The following is an 18,267-nucleotide window of genomic DNA, read 5'->3' as shown; positions in this document are numbered from 1 at the left end:
AACGATCTTTTGTGACAAGCAGCAAAAAGCCGGGTTTCCCCGGCTTTTTGTATGATGCAGCGAAGCTTACTTGCGCTTCATCGACAAGAAGAACTCGTCGTTGGTCTTGGTCTGCTTGAGCTTGTCGACCAGGAACTCGATGGCGGCGATTTCGTCCATCGGGTGCAGCAGCTTGCGCAGGATCCACATGCGCTGCAGTTCGTCGTCGGCAGTCAGCAGCTCTTCACGGCGGGTGCCGGAGCGGTTGATGTTGATGGCCGGGAACACACGCTTCTCGGCGATGCGACGGTCCAGGGGCAGCTCCATGTTGCCGGTACCCTTGAACTCTTCGTAGATCACTTCGTCCATCTTCGAGCCGGTTTCAACCAGCGCGGTGGCGATGATGGTCAGCGAGCCGCCTTCCTCGATGTTACGCGCGGCACCGAAGAAGCGCTTCGGCTTCTCCAGGGCATGGGCGTCGACACCACCGGTGAGGACCTTGCCGGAGCTCGGGATCACGGTGTTGTAGGCACGCGCCAGGCGGGTGATGGAGTCGAGCAGGATGACCACATCCTTCTTGTGCTCGACCAGGCGCTTGGCCTTCTCGATCACCATTTCGGCAACCTGCACGTGGCGGGTCGGCGGCTCGTCGAAGGTCGAGGCAACCACTTCGCCGCGCACGGTGCGCTGCATTTCGGTCACTTCTTCCGGGCGCTCGTCGATCAGCAGGACGATCAGGTGGCACTCGGGGTTGTTCCGGGTGATGTTCGCCGCGATGTTCTGCAGCATGATCGTTTTACCCGCTTTCGGCGGGGCGACGATCAGGCCACGCTGGCCCTTGCCGATCGGTGCACACAGGTCGATGACACGGCCGGTCAAGTCTTCGGTGGAACCGTTGCCGGCTTCCATCTTCAGACGCTTGTTGGGGAACAGCGGCGTCAGGTTTTCGAACAGGATCTTGTTCTTCGCGTTTTCAGGGCGATCGAAGTTGATCGTGTCGACCTTCAGCAGGGCGAAGTAACGCTCCCCTTCCTTCGGCGGGCGGATCTTGCCGACGATGGTGTCGCCGGTACGCAGGTTGAAACGGCGGATCTGGCTGGGCGAGACGTAGATGTCGTCGGGGCCGGCCAGGTAGGACGCATCAGCCGAACGCAGGAAACCGAAACCATCCTGGAGAATCTCCAGCACGCCGTCACCCGAGATCTCTTCGCCGCTTTTCGCGTGCTTTTTCAGCAGGGCGAAAATCACGTCCTGTTTGCGCGAACGGGCCATGTTTTCGATGCCCATCTGTTCGGCCATTTCCAGCAGATCGGTAATCGGCTTTTGCTTGAGTTCAGTCAGGTTCATAAGGGGAGTGACGTAATCATGTATGAAGGGAGGATTAAGCTTCTGGCTTAATGAAGCCGCGCCGCTAGAAGGCGATAGGATCGCGCACAGATTCTAATTAGGAGTGCGTCGGCGACGGCGTGCAGGGGGCACTGGAGAAGCAGTGCGAGGCCGAATGTAACACTTGCTTTTTTCGACGTCTAGTGGGTTGGAAAAGAAAAGCCCCGGTTTTTCCGGGGCTTTTTCACATCACAGGTGGGCGTCGAGGAACGCGGCCAATTGCGATTTGGACAGTGCGCCGACCTTGGTGGCCTCGACGTTGCCGTTCTTGAACAGCATCAGCGTTGGGATGCCACGCACGCCGTGCTTGGCGGGGGTTTCCTGGTTCTCGTCGATGTTCAGCTTGGCGACGGTCAGTTTGCCCTCGTAAGTGCTGGCGATGTCGTCCAGGACTGGAGCGATCATTTTGCATGGGCCGCACCATTCAGCCCAGTAGTCAACCAGCACCGGGCCTTGAGCCTGCAGTACGTCGGCTTCGAAGCTGGCGTCGGTGACGTGTTTGATTTTGTCGCTCATGGAAATCTCCAAGGTCGTAAGCTAAAAAACGTTGCCCATCATAGCCGCACCTACGCCCTACAGGAAGTCGCGGGCGATTGAGTGTAACTATAGTGGTGCAAGACGCCGCGAATCGAAAACTGTCATACGTGTGTCATAACATCGAATGGCACATTGCCTTGCATCAAGCCTTGGCGTGCCACGCGTTGGCGACAGCCCCGTATCGTGGCACGATTGCCAGGTTAACGACCGAGAACATCCAGATCATGCCGCATACCAACGCGAAGAACCTGTCTCTGATCGCCGCCATCGACCTTGGCTCCAACAGTTTTCACATGGTCGTGGCCAAGGCCCACCACACCGAGATCCGCATTCTCGAACGGCTGGGGGAAAAGGTTCAGCTGGCCGCCGGCATCGACGAAGAGCGCAAGCTCAGCGAAGAAGCCATGCAACGAGGCCTCGATTGCCTCAAGCGCTTCGCCCAGTTGATCAACGGCCTGCCTGCGGGCGCCGTGCGCATCGTTGGCACCAACGCACTGCGCGAAGCGCGCAACCGTAACGAATTCATCCAGCGCGCCGAGGCCATTCTCGGCCACCCGGTGGAGGTGATTTCCGGCCGTGAGGAAGCCCGCCTGATCTACCTGGGCGTCTCCCACACCCTGGCCGACAATCCGGGCAAGCGCCTGGTCGCCGACATTGGCGGCGGCAGTACCGAGTTCATCATCGGCCAGCGTTTCGAGCCGCTGCTGCGCGAGAGCCTGCAGATGGGCTGCGTCAGTTTTACCCAGCGCTACTTCCGCGACGGCAAGATCACCCCGGCGCGCTATGCCCAGGCCTACACCGCCGCACGCCTGGAACTGATGAGCATCGAAAACGCCCTGCACCGCCTGACCTGGGACGAAGCCATCGGCTCGTCCGGCACCATTCGCGCCATCGGCGCAGCCATCAAGGCCAGTGGCCTGGGCAATGGCGAGGTCAACGCCGAGGGGCTGGCGTGGGTCAAACGCAAGCTGTTCAAGCTGGGTGAGGTCGACAAGATCGACTTCGACGGGGTCAAGCCAGACCGGCGCACTATCTTCCCGGCTGGCCTTGCGATTCTCGAGGCGATCTTCGATGCCCTCGAGCTGCAACGCATGGATCACTGCGACGGCGCCCTGCGCGAAGGCGTGCTGTTCGACCTGCTTGGCCGCCATCATCACGAAGACGTGCGCGAGCGCACCCTCAACTCATTGATGGAGCGCTACCACGTTGACCAAGGCCAGGCCGCGCGCGTCGAGCGCAAGGCATTGCATGCCTTCGACCAAGTGGCCAAAGCCTGGAAGCTGGAAGACGGAAATTGGCGCGATCTTCTGGGTTGGGCGGCAAAAGTGCATGAAGTTGGGCTGGATATTGCCCACTACCACTACCACAAGCACGGCGCCTACCTGATCGAACATTCCGACCTGTCAGGCTTCTCCCGCGAGGACCAGCAGATGATGGCCCTGCTGGTGCGCGGCCATCGCCGCAACATCCCCAGAGACAAATTCGCCGAGTTCGGCGATGAAGGCGTGCAGCTGATTCGCCTGTGCGTGCTGCTGCGCTTCGCCATCCTGTTCCACCACATTCGTGGTACCCAACAGATGCCGAAAGTGCAGCTGCAAGCCGGCGACAACAGCCTCGAAGTGGTCTTCCCGCAGGGTTGGCTGGAGCAACACCAGCTGACCCAGGCCGACTTCGCCAACGAGGCGGAGTGGCTAGCCCGGGTCGGCTTCGTCCTCAGCGTACGTTGAGCACCGGGTTGCTCAGGCGCTCCAGCAGGGTCGCCTGGGCACTGCGCGGGTTCTGGTTGCCGGTCGGGGTGCTGCGCACGTAGCGCCCGTCCGACTGCAGCGTCCAGGCATGAGTGTTGTCGGTCAGGTAGCTTTCCAGCTCCTTCTTCACCCGCAGCAACAGCTTCTTGCCTTCGACCGGGAAGCACGTCTCGACGCGCTTGTCGAGGTTGCGTTCCATCCAGTCGGCACTGGACAGGTAGATCTGCTCCTCGCCACCATTGAGGAAGTAGAACACCCGGGTGTGCTCCAGAAAGCGGCCGATGATCGAGCGCACGTGAATGTTGTGCGAAACCCCCGCAATCCCTGGCCGCAGGCAGCACATGCCGCGCACCACCAGGTCGATGCGCACGCCGGACTGGCTGGCCTTGTACAGCGCCTTGATGACCTTGGCGTCGGTCAGCGAGTTGAACTTGGCGATGATGTGCGCAGGCTTGCCTTCGAGCGCGAACTGAGTCTCGCGCGCAATCATGTCGAGCATGCCCTTCTTCAGGGTGAACGGCGCGTGCAGCAGCTTCTTCATGCGCAGGGTCTTGCCCATGCCGATCAACTGGCTGAACAACTTGCCGACGTCCTCGGTCAGAGCGTCGTCGGACGTCAGCAGGCTGTAGTCGGTGTACAAACGGGCGTTGCCAGCGTGGTAGTTACCGGTGCCCAGGTGCGCATAACGCACGATTTCACCGTGCTCGCGGCGCAGGATCAACATCATCTTGGCGTGGGTCTTGAACCCGACCACACCGTAGATCACCACCGCACCCGCCGCTTGCAGGCGGCTGGCCATCTGCAGGTTGGACTCTTCGTCGAAGCGCGCGCGCAATTCGATCACCGCAGTGACCTCCTTGCCGTTACGGGCGGCGTCCACCAGCGCGTCGACGATCTCCGAGTTGGCACCGGAGCGGTACAGGGTCTGGCGCACGGCGAGCACATGCGGGTCCTTGGCAGCCTGGCGCAGCAGGTCGACCACCGGCGTGAAGGACTCGAACGGGTGCATCAGCAGGATGTCCTGCTTGCTGATCACACTGAAGATGTTGTCGGCGTTCACCAGCAGCTTGGGGATCGCCGGGGTGAACGGCGTGTATTGCAGCTGCGGGTGGCTGTCGAGGCCGGTGATGCTGAACAGGCGGGTCAGGTTGACCGGGCCGTTGACCTGGTACAGCTCGCTCTCGCTCAGGCTGAACTGTTTTAGCAGGTAATCCGAGAGGTGTTTCGGGCAGGTATCGGCCACCTCGAGGCGCACGGCGTCACCATAGCGGCGCGAGAACAGCTCGCCGCGCAGGGCGCGAGCCAGGTCGTCGACCTCTTCGGAGTCCAGCGCCAGGTCGGCGTTACGGGTCAGGCGGAACTGGTAGCAGCCCTTGACCTTCATGCCCTGGAACAGGTCGTCGGCGTGAGCGTGAATCATCGACGACAGGAACACGTAGTTGGCACCTGGGCCACCGACCTCTTCAGGCACCCGGATGACCCGCGGCAACAGGCGCGGCGCCGGGATGATCGCCAGGCCCGAGTCGCGGCCGAAGGCATCGACGCCTTCGAGCTCGACGATGAAGTTGAGGCTCTTGTTCACCAGCAAAGGGAACGGGTGGGTCGGGTCGAGGCCGATCGGGGTGATGATCGGGGCGATCTCGTCGCGGAAGAAGCGCCGCACCCAGGTCTTGAGCTTGGGCGTCCAGTGACGGCGGCGGATAAAGCGGATGTGGTGCTTTTCCAGCTCCGGCAGCAGCACATCGTTGAGGATGGCGTACTGGCGGTCCACCTCCGAGTGCACCAGCTCGCTGATGCGCGCCAGCGCCTGGTGCGGCTGCAGCCCGTCGGCACCGGCCTGTTCGCGGGCGAAGTTGATCTGCTTCTTGAGGCCGGCGACGCGGATCTCGAAGAACTCGTCGAGGTTGCTGGAGAAGATCAGCAGGAATTTCAGGCGTTCGAGCAGCGGGTAGCTCTCGTCCAGCGCCTGCTCCAGTACCCGAATGTTGAACTGCAGCTGCGACAGCTCGCGATGAATGTACAGGCTGCTGTCGTCAAGGCCGGGGACGGCGATCGCCGGTGCCGGCGCAGGGGCCGGTGCCGCAGCCTCGACCACCGGCGCAGGTTCTGGCTCGGGCTCTGGCGCCGGCGGCAGGTCTGGCGGGGTCTGCACCATCTCTTCGGGGACGGCCTGGGCGTCCTTGATCGCGACAGGGGTGAGCACTTCATTATTCATCTGGACGTTCCTGGAGGACGTTAACGCCCTATCATCAATTGAGCGGGACGATAAGCGGCCATTATGACGCCTGTGTTACACCCACTGGCAAGCCTGCGACTTGTGGCCGAAGGCATTGTCCTTGTAGGAAATGTTCACGTCGAGACACATTTGGACACTTTCATCCACGCGCGCGAAGGGGTAGGCTGCGCGTTCATTTCGCCAGCACCTCAGAAAATGCTTCAACAATTCCTGCAGGATTTCGGCTACTTCGCCCTTTTTCTAGGCACCTTCTTTGAAGGCGAGACCATCCTGGTGCTTGCGGGTTTTCTTGCGTTCCGCGGCTACATGGACATCAAGCTGGTGTGCCTGGTGGCCTTCCTGGGCAGCTATGCTGGCGACCAACTGTGGTACTTCATGGGCCGTCGCCATGGGCGCAAGATCCTGGCACGCAAGCCGCGCTGGCAGGCCATGGGTGATCGGGCGCTGGACCACATTCGCCGCCACCCCGATATCTGGGTGCTGAGTTTTCGCTTCGTCTATGGCCTGCGCACGGTGATGCCGGTGGCCATTGGCCTGTCGGGCTATCCGCCGCGCCGCTACCTGCTGCTCAACGGCCTCGGCGCCGCCATCTGGGCGTTGGCCCTGGGTACTGCGGCCTATCACTTCGGCGCTATCCTCGAAGGCCTGCTGGGTAATGTGAAGCGATACGAGCTATGGGTGCTCGGCGGCCTGCTGTTGCTTGGCGCCCTGCTCTGGCTGCGCCGGCGCTTTCGCACCATGCGCGCCGAGCGCAAGGCGGCCGCACTGGGCCAAGCCGCAGACGCTGAGCAGGCTGTAGACCAGGAGCAGGAACCACCCCAGCGGCGTGATCACCGCTAAACCCAGTGCGCCAGCCAAGTACAGCGCTGGCGCATTCGACAGCAACCGCAGCCACTCCAGGCGCCTGGCCCACGGCCGATTCTCAAGCAGCGTGCCAAGCACGAACAGGCCCACGGCCATGACCGACCAGCCCAGCACCAGGGCGGCGCCCGGCACGCGCTCTGCCACTTCCATCAAGTAGCTGCCCACGGCCACGTAGACGACGAACTGCACCGCTACGTAAGCCTGCTGCGCCCGCCCCAGGGCTACCTCGAACTTGCGAAACAGCGCCAGGTCCGGCTTGGCCTGCGGATAGCGCGCCGCGACATCGGCCGGGCGCCAGCCCGTGGGCATGAACCAGATCCGCAGCTTGTCCCACACGCGCTGGGTACGCCGGGCATCGCTCCACAGCTGGGCGTAGAACTGCAGGTTGGCCCACAACGGGTTCCAGCTGGCCAGTGGCGTGGTCACCCCGAATACCACCGGCTCGTCCGGGTCCTCTTCCTTGAACGTGCCGAACAGGCGGTCCCAGAGAATGAACACGCCGCCGTAATTGCGATCCAAGTAAACAGGATTTTGCGCATGGTGGACGCGATGGTTGGATGGCGTGATCAGTATCCACTCGAGCCAGCCCAGCTTGGGAATGTGCCGGGTATGCACCCAGAACTGGTACAGCAGGTTCAGCGACGCCACGGTGATGAACACCAGCGGCGGCACGCCGACCAGCGCCAACGGCAGGTAGAAGACCCACGCAAAGATGAACCCGCTGCTGGTCTGGCGCAGCGCCGTGGTGAGGTTGTACTCCTCGCTCTGGTGGTGCACCGAATGAGCTGCCCACAGCACGTTGCGCTCATGCCCCAGGCGGTGCAGCCAGTAGTAGCAGAAGTCGTAAAGCACAAAGGCCAGCACCCACACCCACCATGCCTGTTGCGGCAGGCGCAACAACGCCAGGTGCTCCCAGGCCAGGGCATAGGTCACCAGCCCTACACCTTTGGTCAGCAGGCCGGTACTGGTCGACAAGGCGCCCGTACTCAGGCTGTTGATCGAGTCGGCCAAGGTGAAATTGCGCTGGCCGCGCACGCGGTCGGCCACCAGCTCGGCGGCAATCAATACGAAGAAGAACGGCACGGCCAGCAGTATCAGGTCCATGGCAACGACCTCAGGCGTTATCCACCAAGATTAGGCCGCAACTGCGGGAACCCCTATGGCTACATCTGCCAAACTAGAGGACATTTAGCGCCTCGACACTGGAGTAATGAGCATGACAAAAAAAGTAGCGGTGATTCTTTCAGGCTGTGGCGTGTATGACGGTGCCGAAATCCACGAAAGCGTGATCACCCTGCTGCGCCTCGACCAGCGCGGGGCGCAGGTGCAGTGCTTTGCGCCGAACATCGCGCAGATGCATGTGATCGATCACCTGAGCGGCGAGCCAATGCCCGAGTCGCGCAATGTACTGGTGGAGTCGGCACGTATCGCCCGCGGTGAGGTCAAGGACATCCGCGAAGCCAATGCCGAAGACTTCGACGCACTGATCGTGCCCGGTGGTTTTGGCGCGGCAAAAAACCTGTCCAACTTTGCCGTCGAGGGCGCCAACTGCAGCGTCAACCCGGACGTGCTGGCCCTGGCCGAAGCCTTCGCCGACGCCTGCAAGCCGGTCGGGCTGATCTGCATCTCGCCAGCGCTGGCAGCGAAAATCTATGGCCCGGGTGTGGTCTGCACCATCGGCAACGATGCCGGTACCGCTGCAGCAGTGGAAAAAATGGGCGGCAAGCATGAAGAATGCGATGTGCACGATATCGTCGAAGACACCCAGCGCAAGCTGGTGACGACCCCGGCATACATGGTGGCGAAGTCGATCAGCGAGGCGGCGGGCGGGATCTACAAGCTGGTGGATCGCGTGCTGGAACTGACCCACGAGAACGACCAGTAACCCCGGCCTGCACCCTCTTTGTAGGAGCGGCCTTGCGTCGCGAAAGGGGCGCGGAGCGGCCCCGGGTTTTCGGGTGCCAGCAAGAACGTAGGGGGCCGCTCCGCGCCCCTTTCCGACCGGTCCGGCGCCCCGGCCTTGCCGCTCCTACAAAAACCAAAACCCGCGCTCGCGCGTCAGGGGCCCTTGGACAAGCGCGCGATGATGCGGTCCAGTGCATTGGCGAACGCCTGTTTCTCCCGCTCGCCATAAGGCGCCTGCCCGCCTCCAACCTGCCCCTGCTCGCGCAATTCGGTGAACAGGTTGCGCGCCGCCAGCCGATCACCCATGTTGCGCTCGTCAAACTCACGCCCCCGTGGGTCCAGCGCCGCCACGCCTTTCTTGACCAGCCGATCGGCCAGCGGCACGTCGCTGCAGATCACCAGTTCGCCAGGCGCGGCGTTGTCGACCAGGTAATCATCAGCCGCATCCATGCCGCTGGGCACCACGATCAGCCGCACACAGGCAAAGGCCGGCTTGCTTTGCGCCTGGCCCGCCACCATCACCACCTCGAGTTTGCGCTTGAGGGCAAACTTGACGATCAAGTCCTTGGCCGGCTTGGGGCAGGCGTCAGCATCGATCCATACACGCATCGGGAAACACCTCTAAATCAGCGCGACTACGCTCATGCCTCACATCATGCCCCAAGCGTGGCAAAAGCTGGAGCTGCCTGGCCGGCACAAGGCATACCGGCGCTTGAAAAATGGCGTCAACAATCCATTTAGCGCTTATCCGAGTGCGTCACTCAGGCTAAACTCGCCGCAGCCCCACTGGCCTGCCCCGAGTGTGCAATGAACCACCCCCACGAAATCCGCCCCGACCTGGACGAAGGCATCGACCGCAAGGTCCTGGCGACATTACGGGCGCGGTTCCTGCAGCTCAATCAAGGCCGTTTGCAGCGTGCGAGGGAGGGGCTGTCGACGCGCCAGCAGCAGGTACTGACGTTGTTGCCGCTGCTGTTCCACGTCAATCACCCGCTGCTGCCCGGCTATGTCTCGGGCAGCACCCCTGCCGGGGTGGCCGGCTTCGAGCCTGGCGCAGAACGGGTCGCCGAAGCCCAGCGCCTGGCACGCTCGTTTGCCTACAAGGCTCGCCAGGGGCACGCACCGCGCCCGATCCATGGGCTGTTCCTGATGGGCAGCCTTGGCTCCCTGGCCCAGGCCGAACTGAGCGACATGGACTTCTGGGTCTGCCACGCGCCTGACCTGGGCGACAGCCAGCTGGACGAGCTTCGGCGCAAATGCCAGTTGCTGGAAACCTGGGCCGCCGGCCTGGGGGCCGAGGCACACTTCTTTTTGATCGACCCACAAGGCTTTGCTCAAGGCGAGCGGGATGGCCAGCTCGGCTCCGACGACTGTGGCACCACCCAGCATTACCTGCTGCTCGACGAGTTCTATCGCACCGCCATCTGGCTGGCCGGGCGTACGCCCCTGTGGTGGCTGGTGCCGGTGTATGAAGAGCACAACTACAGGGCCTACACCCAGACCTTGCTCAGCAAGCGCTTCATCCGCAGCCAGGACGTGCTCGACCTTGGCAACTTGGCGCATATCCCGCCCGGCGAGTTCGTCGGTGCTGGGCTGTGGCAGCTGTTCAAGGGCATCGACTCGCCTTACAAATCGCTGCTCAAGCTGCTGTTGACCGAAGCCTACGCCAGTGAGCACCCCGCCGTACGCTGCCTGAGCCTGGACTACAAGCAAGCGGTGTTCGCCAACCAGCTCGACCTCGACGCGCTGGACCCCTACGTGATGGTCTACCGGCGCATCGAGCAGTACCTGCACCAACGCGGCGAGCCGGTACGCCTCGAACGGGTAAGGCGCAGCCTGTACCTGAAGGTGAACAAGAAACTCAGCGACCAGGTGCGCGGCAACGGTTGGCAGCGCCAACTGCTGCAGCGCCTGGCAGACGAATGGGGCTGGGACGAGCGCCAACTGGCCCTGCTCGATAGCCGCAGCCAATGGAAAGTCGGCCAGGTGGCCGTCGAGCGCCGCGAACTGGTGGCCGAACTGAACCACAGCTACCGCTTCCTCAGCCAGTTCGCCCAGACCCGCAACGCCAGCAGCCGCGCCGACCAGCGTGACCTGAATGTGCTGGGGCGGCGCCTGTATGCCGCCTTCGAACGCCGAGCCGGCAAGACCGAGGTGATCAACCCGGGGATTGCCCCGGACCTGGCCGAGGGCACCCTCACCCTGGTCCAGGCCCCCAATCGCAAGGAGCCCGGCAGCCATCACTGGGAACTGTACACAGGCAACCTGAGCACCCACGAAGTGGAGCACTTCAGCCCGATCAAACGCTGCCGCGAACTGCTCGAACTACTGACCTGGGCCCATCGCAATGGCGTGATCGACAGCAGCACGCGCTTCGCCCTGCACCCTGGTGCCAGCGATCTCAGGGAGCTCGAACTGTTCAACCTGCTGGGCAGCCTGCAGCAGGCCATCGACCTGCCGCTGCCCACCGTCAGCGAGGTCCGCCTGCTGCAGCCCAGCGTGGCCGACGACATCCTGTTGCTGGTCAACGTCGGCGTCGACCCACTGCGCCACCACCGCGACCTGAACATCCTGATGACCACCGAGCGCACCGACTCGTTGAGCTACGCCGGCGTGCGCGAAAACCTGGTGCTGACGCTCGACCAGGTCACCCTCAACAGCTGGAGCGAGGTGCTGGTGCAGCGCTACGACGGTGAGCACGCGCTGCTGCGCTGCCTGCGCGACTACCTCAACAGCCTCGGCCAGCGTGGCCATCGCCCACGGCTGCGGGTGCGCTGCTTCTGCCACAACCGCGCGCAGGCCATCGAACAGCGGGTCGAGGACATTTTCGCCACGGTGCAACGGCTGCTCGACCAGGGTGCCAAGCACCGCTACGTGCTGCAGGTGGCCCAGCACACCCACGTGCTGGAGCTTCTGCCCGGCCAGGTCAGCCTGGCGACCCTGGGCGACCATGAGGCCGTGCTGGACTGCCTGAGCGAAGAGCGCAGCGTCTACAGCCCACTGCACCTGGACGCCAATGCCCTGCAGGACCACGACCTGCCACTGGTACTGGAGCGCGGCCGGCCCGCTTGCATCCAGGTGTTCTATCGCCTGTTGGGTGACTGGGCCGACCTGTATGTGCTGGATGAGTACAACGCGTTGTGGCAGCAACGCTTGCCACTGCAGGATGAAGCCCACTTGCTGCTGCCGCTGCAACGCTTTTTGCGCTCTGTGCTGATGCGCCGCGATGCGCAACTGCCGCTCGACAGCCTGGGGGCGGCTTCGCTGGATATCCGCTATGGGCAGTTGCTGCCTTCAGGCACAGGCAAGGCCCGCAGCATCGAGCCGCGCCTGGCGCCGGTGGACGGCAGCGACCAGCCTTTCTATGAGGTCCAGGCCATCATTCAGGCCGGGGCAGCGGGCGCCGTGCAGGTCACCTTGTACTGTGACCAACAGGAGTTTTCCGAACTGGATCATGGTGACCAGCTGTACGCAGTGGTCGCGCGGCAGATCATCGGCCAACGGCGCAATGCCGGGCATTACCGCTGCTACATCACCGACCTGGATTTGTCCGAGCTACTGGGGGACGAGCTGGGGGCGACCGTATTGTATCTGCGCTACAAGCGGGAGCTGGAGCAGGCGTTGAACGAGGGGTTGGAGCAGGTGCAGGCGATGGGTTTCTGAATAGTAGGGGGCGCTTTGCGCCCCCAAAGGCTCACAGGTCGAAATCACCCGCCGCTTCCGGCTGGTACTCAACCGCCACCAGCTTCAATTTCAGCGTCTTGCCGCCGGGCGCCGGCCAGTCGATCTGCTCGCCCACCGTCAGGCCCAGCAATGCGCAACCAATTGGCGCCAGGATCGAGACCTTGCCTTCGCCGCCGGCATCCTTTGGATACACCAGGGTCAGGTGGTAATCCTTGCCACTGGCCTCTTCACGGCAGTGCACGCGCGAGTTCATGGTCACCACGCCGGCCGGTACTTCCTCATGACCGACAACCTTCTCAGCGCGGTCCAGCTCGTCCTGCAGGGCGAGCACACCCGGCGTACTTTCGTCGAGGCTGTCGATCAGACGCTCCAGACGTTGTACGTCCAATCGGGTGAGGGTGAGGGAAGGCTTGGTGCTCATGATCCAGTCAGACTCCATTGAACAGGCGGTTTTCTGTGGGCAAATAAAGCAAAACCCCGCCCAAGGGCGGGGTTTGTGAATGCTTTGGCGTCACCGACGCATAACCCGACACTACCACAGCCGGACAAATACTCAAGCCCGCGCGCGCAAGGCCTCGGCTTCCTGGCAGATCTGCCGGCGCCGCTGGTCATCTGCAGAGCGCCATTCGCGGATGTGCTCCACATGGCGATGACAGCCGGTGCAGACGCGCTGCTCGTCAAGGCGGCAGACACTGATGCACGGCGATTTCACGGCGGTGCTGACATTGCTGTAAAGCGGCTTGGGCGGCCGCGGCTGCTCACTCATCTCAGATCTCGTCGAAGTCCAGCTCAACGCCGGCGCACTCCCCGACGAGGCGTACAAGCATCTCGCCGAGCAGCTCGTCGGTCTTCTCGCAGGTCCACTTCTTGCTCTCTTCATCGTAGTCGAAGTGGAAACCACCGGACTTGGCAGCCAGCCACAACTGGCGCAGCGGCTCCTGACGGCTGAAGATCAGCTGGCTGCCGTTGTCGAACTTGATGGTCAGGACGCCGGCGGAGTTTTCCATGTCCAGGTCCAAGTCGCTGTCGTCGAACAGGTCTTCCAGCGCCTGTTGGGTCGCGTCGACCAGATCATGGAAACGCGCTTCGCTCAAACTCATTGCAGGAACCTCGAAATTGGCTGCGTGACAGGCAAGCCGGGCAAGATACGGGCGCTTGGCGCTGAATGCAAAGATTAGCCATTGAAGGCAGCAAGAATAGCCCGCCCGGCGGACCGGCCCTTGCATAGGCAATCCGCCGGTCGCTCGGTATACTCGGGCGCAATACTGCATATTTCAAAGGATTTCACCCAATGAAGCGCCTGATTTCCTCCCTCGCGGCGCTGGTCGCTGTTGCCTGCCTCGTTTCTGCCTGTGGCCAGAAAGGCCCCCTGTACCTGCCGGAAGACGGCAAGGACGGCAAGGACACCCGCAAATCGCACCAGCACCAGCCCAAAGCCAAGCCGGCCCAGACGCAAGAACAGCAGCCCGAGCTGCAATCCGAGCCCGAGCAGTCGCCAGCGCAGTAAGGAAATCAGATGAACGCTTTCAACTACCGCGACGGTGAACTGTTCGCGGAAGGCGTGGCCCTGTCGGCCATCGCCGAACGCTTCGGCACCCCCACCTACGTGTACTCGCGCGCCCACATCGAGGCCCAGTACCGCAGCTATGCCGACGCGCTGGACGGCATTTCCAGCCTGGTCTGCTTTGCCGTCAAGGCCAACTCCAACTTGGGCGTGCTGAACGTCCTGGCGCGCCTGGGCGCAGGCTTCGACATCGTCTCCGGCGGTGAACTGGAGCGCGTACTGGCCGCTGGCGGGCGCGCGGATCGCGTGGTGTTCTCGGGTGTCGGCAAAACCCGCGAAGACATGCGCCGCGCCCTCGAAGTCGGCGTGCACTGCTTCAACGTCGAGTCCACCGACGAGCTTGAGCGCCTGCAGGTGGTGGCTGCCGAGATGGGCAAAGTCGCCCCGGTCTCGCTGCGGGTCAACCCGGACGTCGATGCCGGTACCCACCCGTACATCTCCACCGGCCTCAAAGAAAACAAGTTCGGCATCGCCATCGCTGACGCCGAAGCCATCTACGTGCGCGCCGCGCAGCTGCCGAACCTGGACGTGGTCGGTGTCGACTGCCACATCGGCTCGCAGTTGACCACCGTCGAACCGTTCCTCGATGCCCTCGACCGCCTGCTGGACCTGGTCGACCGCCTCGCCGACTGCGGCATCCACCTGCGCCACCTGGACCTGGGTGGCGGCGTGGGCGTGCGCTACCGCGATGAAGAGCCGCCTTTGGTGGCCGACTACATCAAGGCCATCCGCGAGCGCGTCGGCGACCGCGACCTGGCCCTGGTATTCGAGCCAGGCCGCTACATCGTGGCCAACGCCGGTGTCCTGCTGACCCGTGTCGAGTACCTCAAGCACACCGAACACAAGGACTTCGCCATTATCGATGCGGCGATGAACGACCTGATCCGCCCGGCCCTGTACCAGGCCTGGATGGGCGTCAGCGCGGTTACCCCACGCGAAGGCCAGGGCCGCGCCTATGACCTGGTCGGGCCGATCTGCGAAACCGGCGACTTCATCGCCAAGGACCGCGAGCTGAACCTGGCAGAAGGCGATCTGCTGGCCGTGCAGTCTGCTGGCGCCTATGGTTTTGTCATGAGCTCGAACTACAACACCCGTGGCCGCTGCGCCGAAATCCTGGTCGACGGCGACCAGGCATTCGAAGTGCGCCGCCGCGAGACCATCGCCGAACTGTATGCTGGCGAAAGCCTGCTGCCGGAGTGAGCCCATGCTGCTGCGTTTCACCAAGATGCATGGGCTGGGCAATGACTTCATGGTCCTCGACCTGGTCAGCCAGCACGCACATATCCAGCCCAAGCATGCCAAGCAATGGGGCGACCGCCATACCGGCATCGGTTTCGACCAGTTGCTGATCGTCGAGGCGCCGAACAATCCGGAAGTGGACTTCCGCTACCGGATTTTCAACGCCGACGGCTCCGAGGTCGAGCAGTGCGGCAACGGCGCGCGCTGCTTCGCCCGCTTCGTGCTGGACAAACGCCTGACCGCGAAAAAACGCATCCGCGTGGAAACCAAAAGCGGCATCATCGAGCTGGACGTGCAGAACGACGGCCAGGTGAGTGTCGACATGGGCCCTCCGCGCCTGGTGCCGGCCGAAATCCCCTTCGTCGCCGACGAGCAGGCATTGAGTTACCCACTGGAAGTCGACGGCGAGGTCTATTCGATCGCCGCAGTGTCCATGGGCAACCCACATGCCGTGCTGCGTGTCGATGACGTACATACTGCGCCCGTGCACGCACTGGGCCCGAAGATCGAAAACCATCCGCGCTTCCCGCAGCGGGTCAACGCTGGCTTCATCCAGGTCATCGACCGTCACCGTGCCAACCTGCGGGTCTGGGAACGCGGCGCGGGCGAAACCCAGGCCTGCGGCACCGGCGCCTGCGCCGCGGCCGTGGCGGCTATCAGCCAGGGCTGGATGGACTCACCGGTAAGCCTTGACCTGCCGGGTGGCCGCCTGCACATCGAATGGGCCGGCCCCGGCAAGCCCGTGCTGATGACCGGCCCGGCCGTACGCGTCTACGAAGGACAGGTTCGTCTCTAAGTGAGTAACCGCCATGACCGATCAGCCCAAGGTTGTACCCCAGCAATCCAGTGACCTCGATGCCGAGGCGGTGGTCGCGTACCTGCGTGCCCACCCGACCTTCTTCGCCGAACACGACGAGTTGCTGGTCGAGCAGCGCATCCCCCACCAGCGCGGCGACAGCGTGTCGCTGGTGGAGCGTCAGCTCAAGCTGCTGCGCGATCGCAACATCGAGATGCGCCATCGCCTGTCGCAACTGATGGACGTGGCGCGTGACAACGACCGGCTGTTCGACAAGACCCGCCGGCTGATCCTCGACCTGCTCGATGCCGGCAGCCTGGAAGAAGTGGTGATGGCGGTCGAAGACAGCCTGCGCCAGGAGTTTCAGGTGCCCTTCGTCAGCCTGATCTTGTTCGGCGATAACGTCGCACCGGTCGGCCGCTGGGTCAGCAATGCCGAGGCACACCAGGCCATCGGTGGCCTGCTGGGGGGCGGCAAGACCGTCAGCGGCAACCTGCGCGAACACGAACTGGCCTTCCTGTTTGGTGAAGAAGAGCGACGCGAGGTCGGCTCCAGTGCTGTTGCAGCACTCGAATATCAAGGGCTGCACGGTGTACTGGCAATCGGCAGCCGCGACCCGCAGCACTACAAGAGCAGCGTCGGCACGCTGTTCCTCGGCTACATTGCCGAAGTGCTCGGCCGCGTCGTCCCACGCGTGACCCAGACCCTGCGCCAGGTGCGCTGATGGACCGCCAGCTGGAAGCTTATTGCGCACACCTGCGCAATGAGCGCCAGGTGTCCGAACACACCCTGCTGGCCTATCGCCGCGACCTCGACAAGGTCGTCGCGTATTGCAACGAACACGGCATTGCCGGCTGGCAAGCGTTGCAAATCCAGCAATTGCGCCAACTGATCGCCCGTCAGCACCATCAGGGGCAGTCCTCGCGCAGCCTGGCGCGCCTGCTTTCAGCGGTACGCGGGCTGTACCGTTACCTGAACCGTGAAGGGCTGTGCCAGCACGACCCGGCCAACGGCCTGTCTGCGCCCAAAGGCGAACGGCGCCTGCCCAAGACGCTGGATACCGACCGTGCCCTGCAACTGCTCGACGGCGGTGTCGACGACGACTTCATTGCCCGGCGCGACCAGGCCATCCTCGAACTGTTCTATTCATCAGGCCTGCGCCTGTCCGAGCTGACCGGCCTGGACCTCGAATACCTCGACCTCGCCGCCGGGCTGGTGCAGGTGCTTGGCAAGGGCGGCAAGGCACGCGTGCTGCCGGTCGGGCGCAAGGCACGCGAGGCGCTGCAGGCCTGGTTGCGCCTGCGCGGCATCGGCGGCCCGCGCGACAGCGCCGTGTTCATTACCCGCCAGGGCAATCGCCTGAGCCCGCGGGCCATCCAGATGCGTGTGAAGGCGGCCGGCGAGCGCGAGCTGGGCCAGCACCTGCACCCGCACATGCTTCGCCATTCCTTCGCCAGCCATGTGCTGGAATCGTCCCAGGACCTGCGAGCGGTGCAGGAGATGCTCGGCCATGCCGACATCAGCACCACGCAGATCTACACCCACCTGGACTTCCAGCACCTGGCCGCGGTGTACGACAGCGCCCACCCTCGGGCCAAACGCAGCAAAGGCACAGACTCATGAGCATCAAGCTGATCACCTTCGACCTCGATGACACCTTGTGGGACACCGCGCCGGTCATTGCCAGCGCTGAAGTCGTCCTGCGCGACTGGCTCGAAGCCAACGCACCGATCCTGGGCGGCGTACCGGTCGAGCACCTGTTCACCCTCCGCGAGCGCCTGGTGCAGGCCGAACCGGGCCTCAAGCACCGTATCAGCGCCTTGCGTAGGCGGGTGCTATGCCATGCCTTGGAAGAGGTCGGTTACAGCGAAAAGCACGCCCAGGCGCTTGCCAACGAAGGCTTTGAAGTGTTCCTGCATGCCCGGCATCAGGTGGAAATTTTCCCTGAGGTGCAGCCTGTGCTGGAAATCCTGCGCCATCAATACACCCTGGGCGTGGTCACCAACGGCAATGCCGATGTGAGCCGCCTGGGCCTGGCGGACTACTTCCGCTTCGCCCTGTGCGCCGAGGACCTAGGGATCGGCAAGCCGGACCCGGCGCCGTTCCTCGAGGCGCTGAAACGTGGCGAGGTCGAGGCCGGCGCGGCGGTGCATGTGGGTGACCACCCTGGCGACGACATCGCCGGCGCCCAGCGTGCCGGGTTGCGTGCCGTGTGGTTCAACCCGCAAGGCAAGCCCTGGGCCGGAGAGCGGGCGCCGGATGCAGAGATTCAGCGCCTCTCGCAACTGCCTGAAGTGATAGCACGCTGGCGCTGACAGCCGATACCTTC

General features: G+C 63.3%; 17 protein-coding genes and 1 pseudogene. 10 read left to right on the top strand and 8 right to left on the bottom strand.

Annotated elements, in window-relative coordinates:
* Window positions 1–66: 66 nt before the first annotated feature.
* Together rho and trxA are read right to left on the bottom strand one after the other, a co-directional pair.
* Window positions 67–1,326, bottom strand: coding sequence for a transcription termination factor Rho (gene rho / locus HU770_RS17725; protein ID WP_003253661.1), 1,260 nt, complete (start codon window positions 1,324–1,326; stop codon window positions 67–69).
* A 228-nt stretch (window positions 1,327–1,554) separates the two neighbouring features.
* Window positions 1,555–1,881 (bottom strand): thioredoxin TrxA, encoded by a 327-nt coding sequence (trxA, locus tag HU770_RS17720; RefSeq protein WP_186657633.1) that lies wholly within the window; start codon window positions 1,879–1,881, stop codon window positions 1,555–1,557.
* Between the two features lie 245 nt (window positions 1,882–2,126).
* On the opposite strand from trxA, the gene ppx reads away from it, so the two are divergent.
* Complete coding sequence (gene ppx, locus HU770_RS17715) at window positions 2,127–3,629, top strand: exopolyphosphatase (RefSeq protein ID WP_033702200.1); 1,503 nt, start codon at window positions 2,127–2,129, stop codon at window positions 3,627–3,629.
* Here ppx and ppk1 read toward each other — a convergent pair.
* Window positions 3,616–5,865 carry a polyphosphate kinase 1 gene (gene ppk1 / locus HU770_RS17710; RefSeq protein ID WP_033702202.1) on the bottom strand — a complete coding sequence of 750 codons (2,250 nt, stop codon included), beginning with the start codon at window positions 5,863–5,865 and terminating at the stop codon, window positions 3,616–3,618. The genes ppx and ppk1 overlap by 14 nt on opposite strands.
* Window positions 5,866–6,081: 216 nt before the next feature.
* Between ppk1 and HU770_RS17705 the strand changes: the two genes are divergently transcribed.
* The gene (locus HU770_RS17705; protein WP_186657619.1) at window positions 6,082–6,726 is read left to right on the top strand and encodes a DedA family protein; all 645 of its coding nucleotides are present in this window, start codon (window positions 6,082–6,084) and stop codon (window positions 6,724–6,726) included.
* Between the two features lie 501 nt (window positions 6,727–7,227).
* Here the strand turns inward: HU770_RS17705 and HU770_RS27125 are convergent.
* Window positions 7,228–7,854, bottom strand: a pseudogene (locus tag HU770_RS27125) (sterol desaturase family protein); the annotation flags it as partial.
* Window positions 7,855–7,966: 112 nt separating this feature from the next.
* Here HU770_RS27125 and elbB point away from each other — a divergent pair.
* Entirely contained in the window at window positions 7,967–8,635 is a 669-nt protein-coding gene (gene elbB / locus HU770_RS17695) for an isoprenoid biosynthesis glyoxalase ElbB (RefSeq protein WP_186664654.1), read from the top strand.
* A gap of 173 nt (window positions 8,636–8,808) precedes the next feature.
* Here elbB and HU770_RS17690 read toward each other — a convergent pair whose 3' ends face one another.
* Window positions 8,809–9,264 carry a YaiI/YqxD family protein gene (locus HU770_RS17690; RefSeq protein ID WP_033702205.1) on the bottom strand — a complete coding sequence of 152 codons (456 nt, stop codon included), beginning with the start codon at window positions 9,262–9,264 and terminating at the stop codon, window positions 8,809–8,811.
* Between the two features lie 198 nt (window positions 9,265–9,462).
* Between HU770_RS17690 and HU770_RS17685 the strand changes: the two genes are divergently transcribed.
* Window positions 9,463–12,318, top strand: coding sequence for a class I adenylate cyclase (locus tag HU770_RS17685; RefSeq protein WP_186664652.1), 2,856 nt, complete (start codon window positions 9,463–9,465; stop codon window positions 12,316–12,318).
* A gap of 31 nt (window positions 12,319–12,349) precedes the next feature.
* Here the strand turns inward: HU770_RS17685 and rnk are convergent, their stop codons facing one another.
* From rnk to cyaY, 3 genes are all read right to left on the bottom strand, one after another.
* Complete coding sequence (gene rnk, locus HU770_RS17680) at window positions 12,350–12,760, bottom strand: nucleoside diphosphate kinase regulator (protein ID WP_033702208.1); 411 nt, start codon at window positions 12,758–12,760, stop codon at window positions 12,350–12,352.
* A 132-nt stretch (window positions 12,761–12,892) separates the two neighbouring features.
* Complete coding sequence (locus HU770_RS17675; protein ID WP_095063924.1) at window positions 12,893–13,105, bottom strand: DUF1289 domain-containing protein; 213 nt, start codon at window positions 13,103–13,105, stop codon at window positions 12,893–12,895.
* Window position 13,106: 1 nt separating this feature from the next.
* The gene (gene cyaY / locus HU770_RS17670) at window positions 13,107–13,439 is read right to left on the bottom strand and encodes an iron donor protein CyaY (protein WP_186657601.1); all 333 of its coding nucleotides are present in this window, start codon (window positions 13,437–13,439) and stop codon (window positions 13,107–13,109) included.
* Between the two features lie 191 nt (window positions 13,440–13,630).
* Between cyaY and HU770_RS17665 the strand changes: the two genes are divergently transcribed.
* Genes HU770_RS17665 through HU770_RS17640 form a run of 6 tightly spaced genes read left to right on the top strand, consistent with a single transcriptional unit; the run spans window position 13,631 to window position 18,253 of the window.
* Entirely contained in the window at window positions 13,631–13,846 is a 216-nt protein-coding gene (locus HU770_RS17665; RefSeq protein WP_033702214.1) for a lipoprotein, read from the top strand.
* A 9-nt stretch (window positions 13,847–13,855) separates the two neighbouring features.
* Window positions 13,856–15,103, top strand: a complete 1,248-nt coding sequence (gene lysA, locus HU770_RS17660) for a diaminopimelate decarboxylase (protein ID WP_033702216.1) — start codon at window positions 13,856–13,858, stop codon at window positions 15,101–15,103.
* Between the two features lie 4 nt (window positions 15,104–15,107).
* Window positions 15,108–15,938, top strand: a complete 831-nt coding sequence (gene dapF / locus HU770_RS17655) for a diaminopimelate epimerase (RefSeq protein ID WP_033702218.1) — start codon at window positions 15,108–15,110, stop codon at window positions 15,936–15,938.
* Window positions 15,939–15,951: 13 nt separating this feature from the next.
* On the top strand, window positions 15,952–16,662 hold the full coding sequence (locus HU770_RS17650) for a DUF484 family protein (RefSeq protein WP_033702220.1): 711 nt from the start codon (window positions 15,952–15,954) through the stop codon (window positions 16,660–16,662).
* Window positions 16,662–17,561, top strand: a complete 900-nt coding sequence (xerC, locus tag HU770_RS17645) for a tyrosine recombinase XerC (protein ID WP_033702222.1) — start codon at window positions 16,662–16,664, stop codon at window positions 17,559–17,561. The genes HU770_RS17650 and xerC overlap by 1 nt, the downstream gene beginning before the upstream one ends.
* Window positions 17,558–18,253, top strand: coding sequence for an HAD family hydrolase (locus HU770_RS17640; RefSeq protein ID WP_033702224.1), 696 nt, complete (start codon window positions 17,558–17,560; stop codon window positions 18,251–18,253). The genes xerC and HU770_RS17640 overlap by 4 nt, the downstream gene beginning before the upstream one ends.
* The last annotated feature ends 14 nt before the right edge of the window (window positions 18,254–18,267 follow it).

This window comes from Pseudomonas sp. SWRI68 (genome assembly GCF_014269165.1).
In the GTDB taxonomy this organism is placed as follows: Bacteria; Pseudomonadota; Gammaproteobacteria; order Pseudomonadales; family Pseudomonadaceae; genus Aquipseudomonas; species Aquipseudomonas capeferrum.
Note: the sequence above shows the minus strand (reverse complement) of the source record. Positions and strands in the feature narration are given on the sequence as shown.

Coding starts and splice junctions, on each gene's coding strand:
- rho (WP_003253661.1), bottom strand. CDS start 1,326: ATGAACCTGACTGAACTCAAGCAAAAGCCGATTACCGATCTGCTGGAA.
- HU770_RS17675 (WP_095063924.1), bottom strand. CDS start 13,105: ATGAGTGAGCAGCCGCGGCCGCCCAAGCCGCTTTACAGCAATGTCAGC.
- lysA (WP_033702216.1), top strand. CDS start 13,856: ATGAACGCTTTCAACTACCGCGACGGTGAACTGTTCGCGGAAGGCGTG.
- trxA (WP_186657633.1), bottom strand. CDS start 1,881: ATGAGCGACAAAATCAAACACGTCACCGACGCCAGCTTCGAAGCCGAC.
- cyaY (WP_186657601.1), bottom strand. CDS start 13,439: ATGAGTTTGAGCGAAGCGCGTTTCCATGATCTGGTCGACGCGACCCAA.
- HU770_RS17705 (WP_186657619.1), top strand. CDS start 6,082: ATGCTTCAACAATTCCTGCAGGATTTCGGCTACTTCGCCCTTTTTCTA.
- ppx (WP_033702200.1), top strand. CDS start 2,127: ATGCCGCATACCAACGCGAAGAACCTGTCTCTGATCGCCGCCATCGAC.
- xerC (WP_033702222.1), top strand. CDS start 16,662: ATGGACCGCCAGCTGGAAGCTTATTGCGCACACCTGCGCAATGAGCGC.
- HU770_RS17690 (WP_033702205.1), bottom strand. CDS start 9,264: ATGCGTGTATGGATCGATGCTGACGCCTGCCCCAAGCCGGCCAAGGAC.
- ppk1 (WP_033702202.1), bottom strand. CDS start 5,865: ATGAATAATGAAGTGCTCACCCCTGTCGCGATCAAGGACGCCCAGGCC.
- elbB (WP_186664654.1), top strand. CDS start 7,967: ATGACAAAAAAAGTAGCGGTGATTCTTTCAGGCTGTGGCGTGTATGAC.
- dapF (WP_033702218.1), top strand. CDS start 15,108: ATGCTGCTGCGTTTCACCAAGATGCATGGGCTGGGCAATGACTTCATG.
- HU770_RS17640 (WP_033702224.1), top strand. CDS start 17,558: ATGAGCATCAAGCTGATCACCTTCGACCTCGATGACACCTTGTGGGAC.
- HU770_RS17650 (WP_033702220.1), top strand. CDS start 15,952: ATGACCGATCAGCCCAAGGTTGTACCCCAGCAATCCAGTGACCTCGAT.
- rnk (WP_033702208.1), bottom strand. CDS start 12,760: ATGAGCACCAAGCCTTCCCTCACCCTCACCCGATTGGACGTACAACGT.
- HU770_RS17685 (WP_186664652.1), top strand. CDS start 9,463: ATGAACCACCCCCACGAAATCCGCCCCGACCTGGACGAAGGCATCGAC.
- HU770_RS17665 (WP_033702214.1), top strand. CDS start 13,631: ATGAAGCGCCTGATTTCCTCCCTCGCGGCGCTGGTCGCTGTTGCCTGC.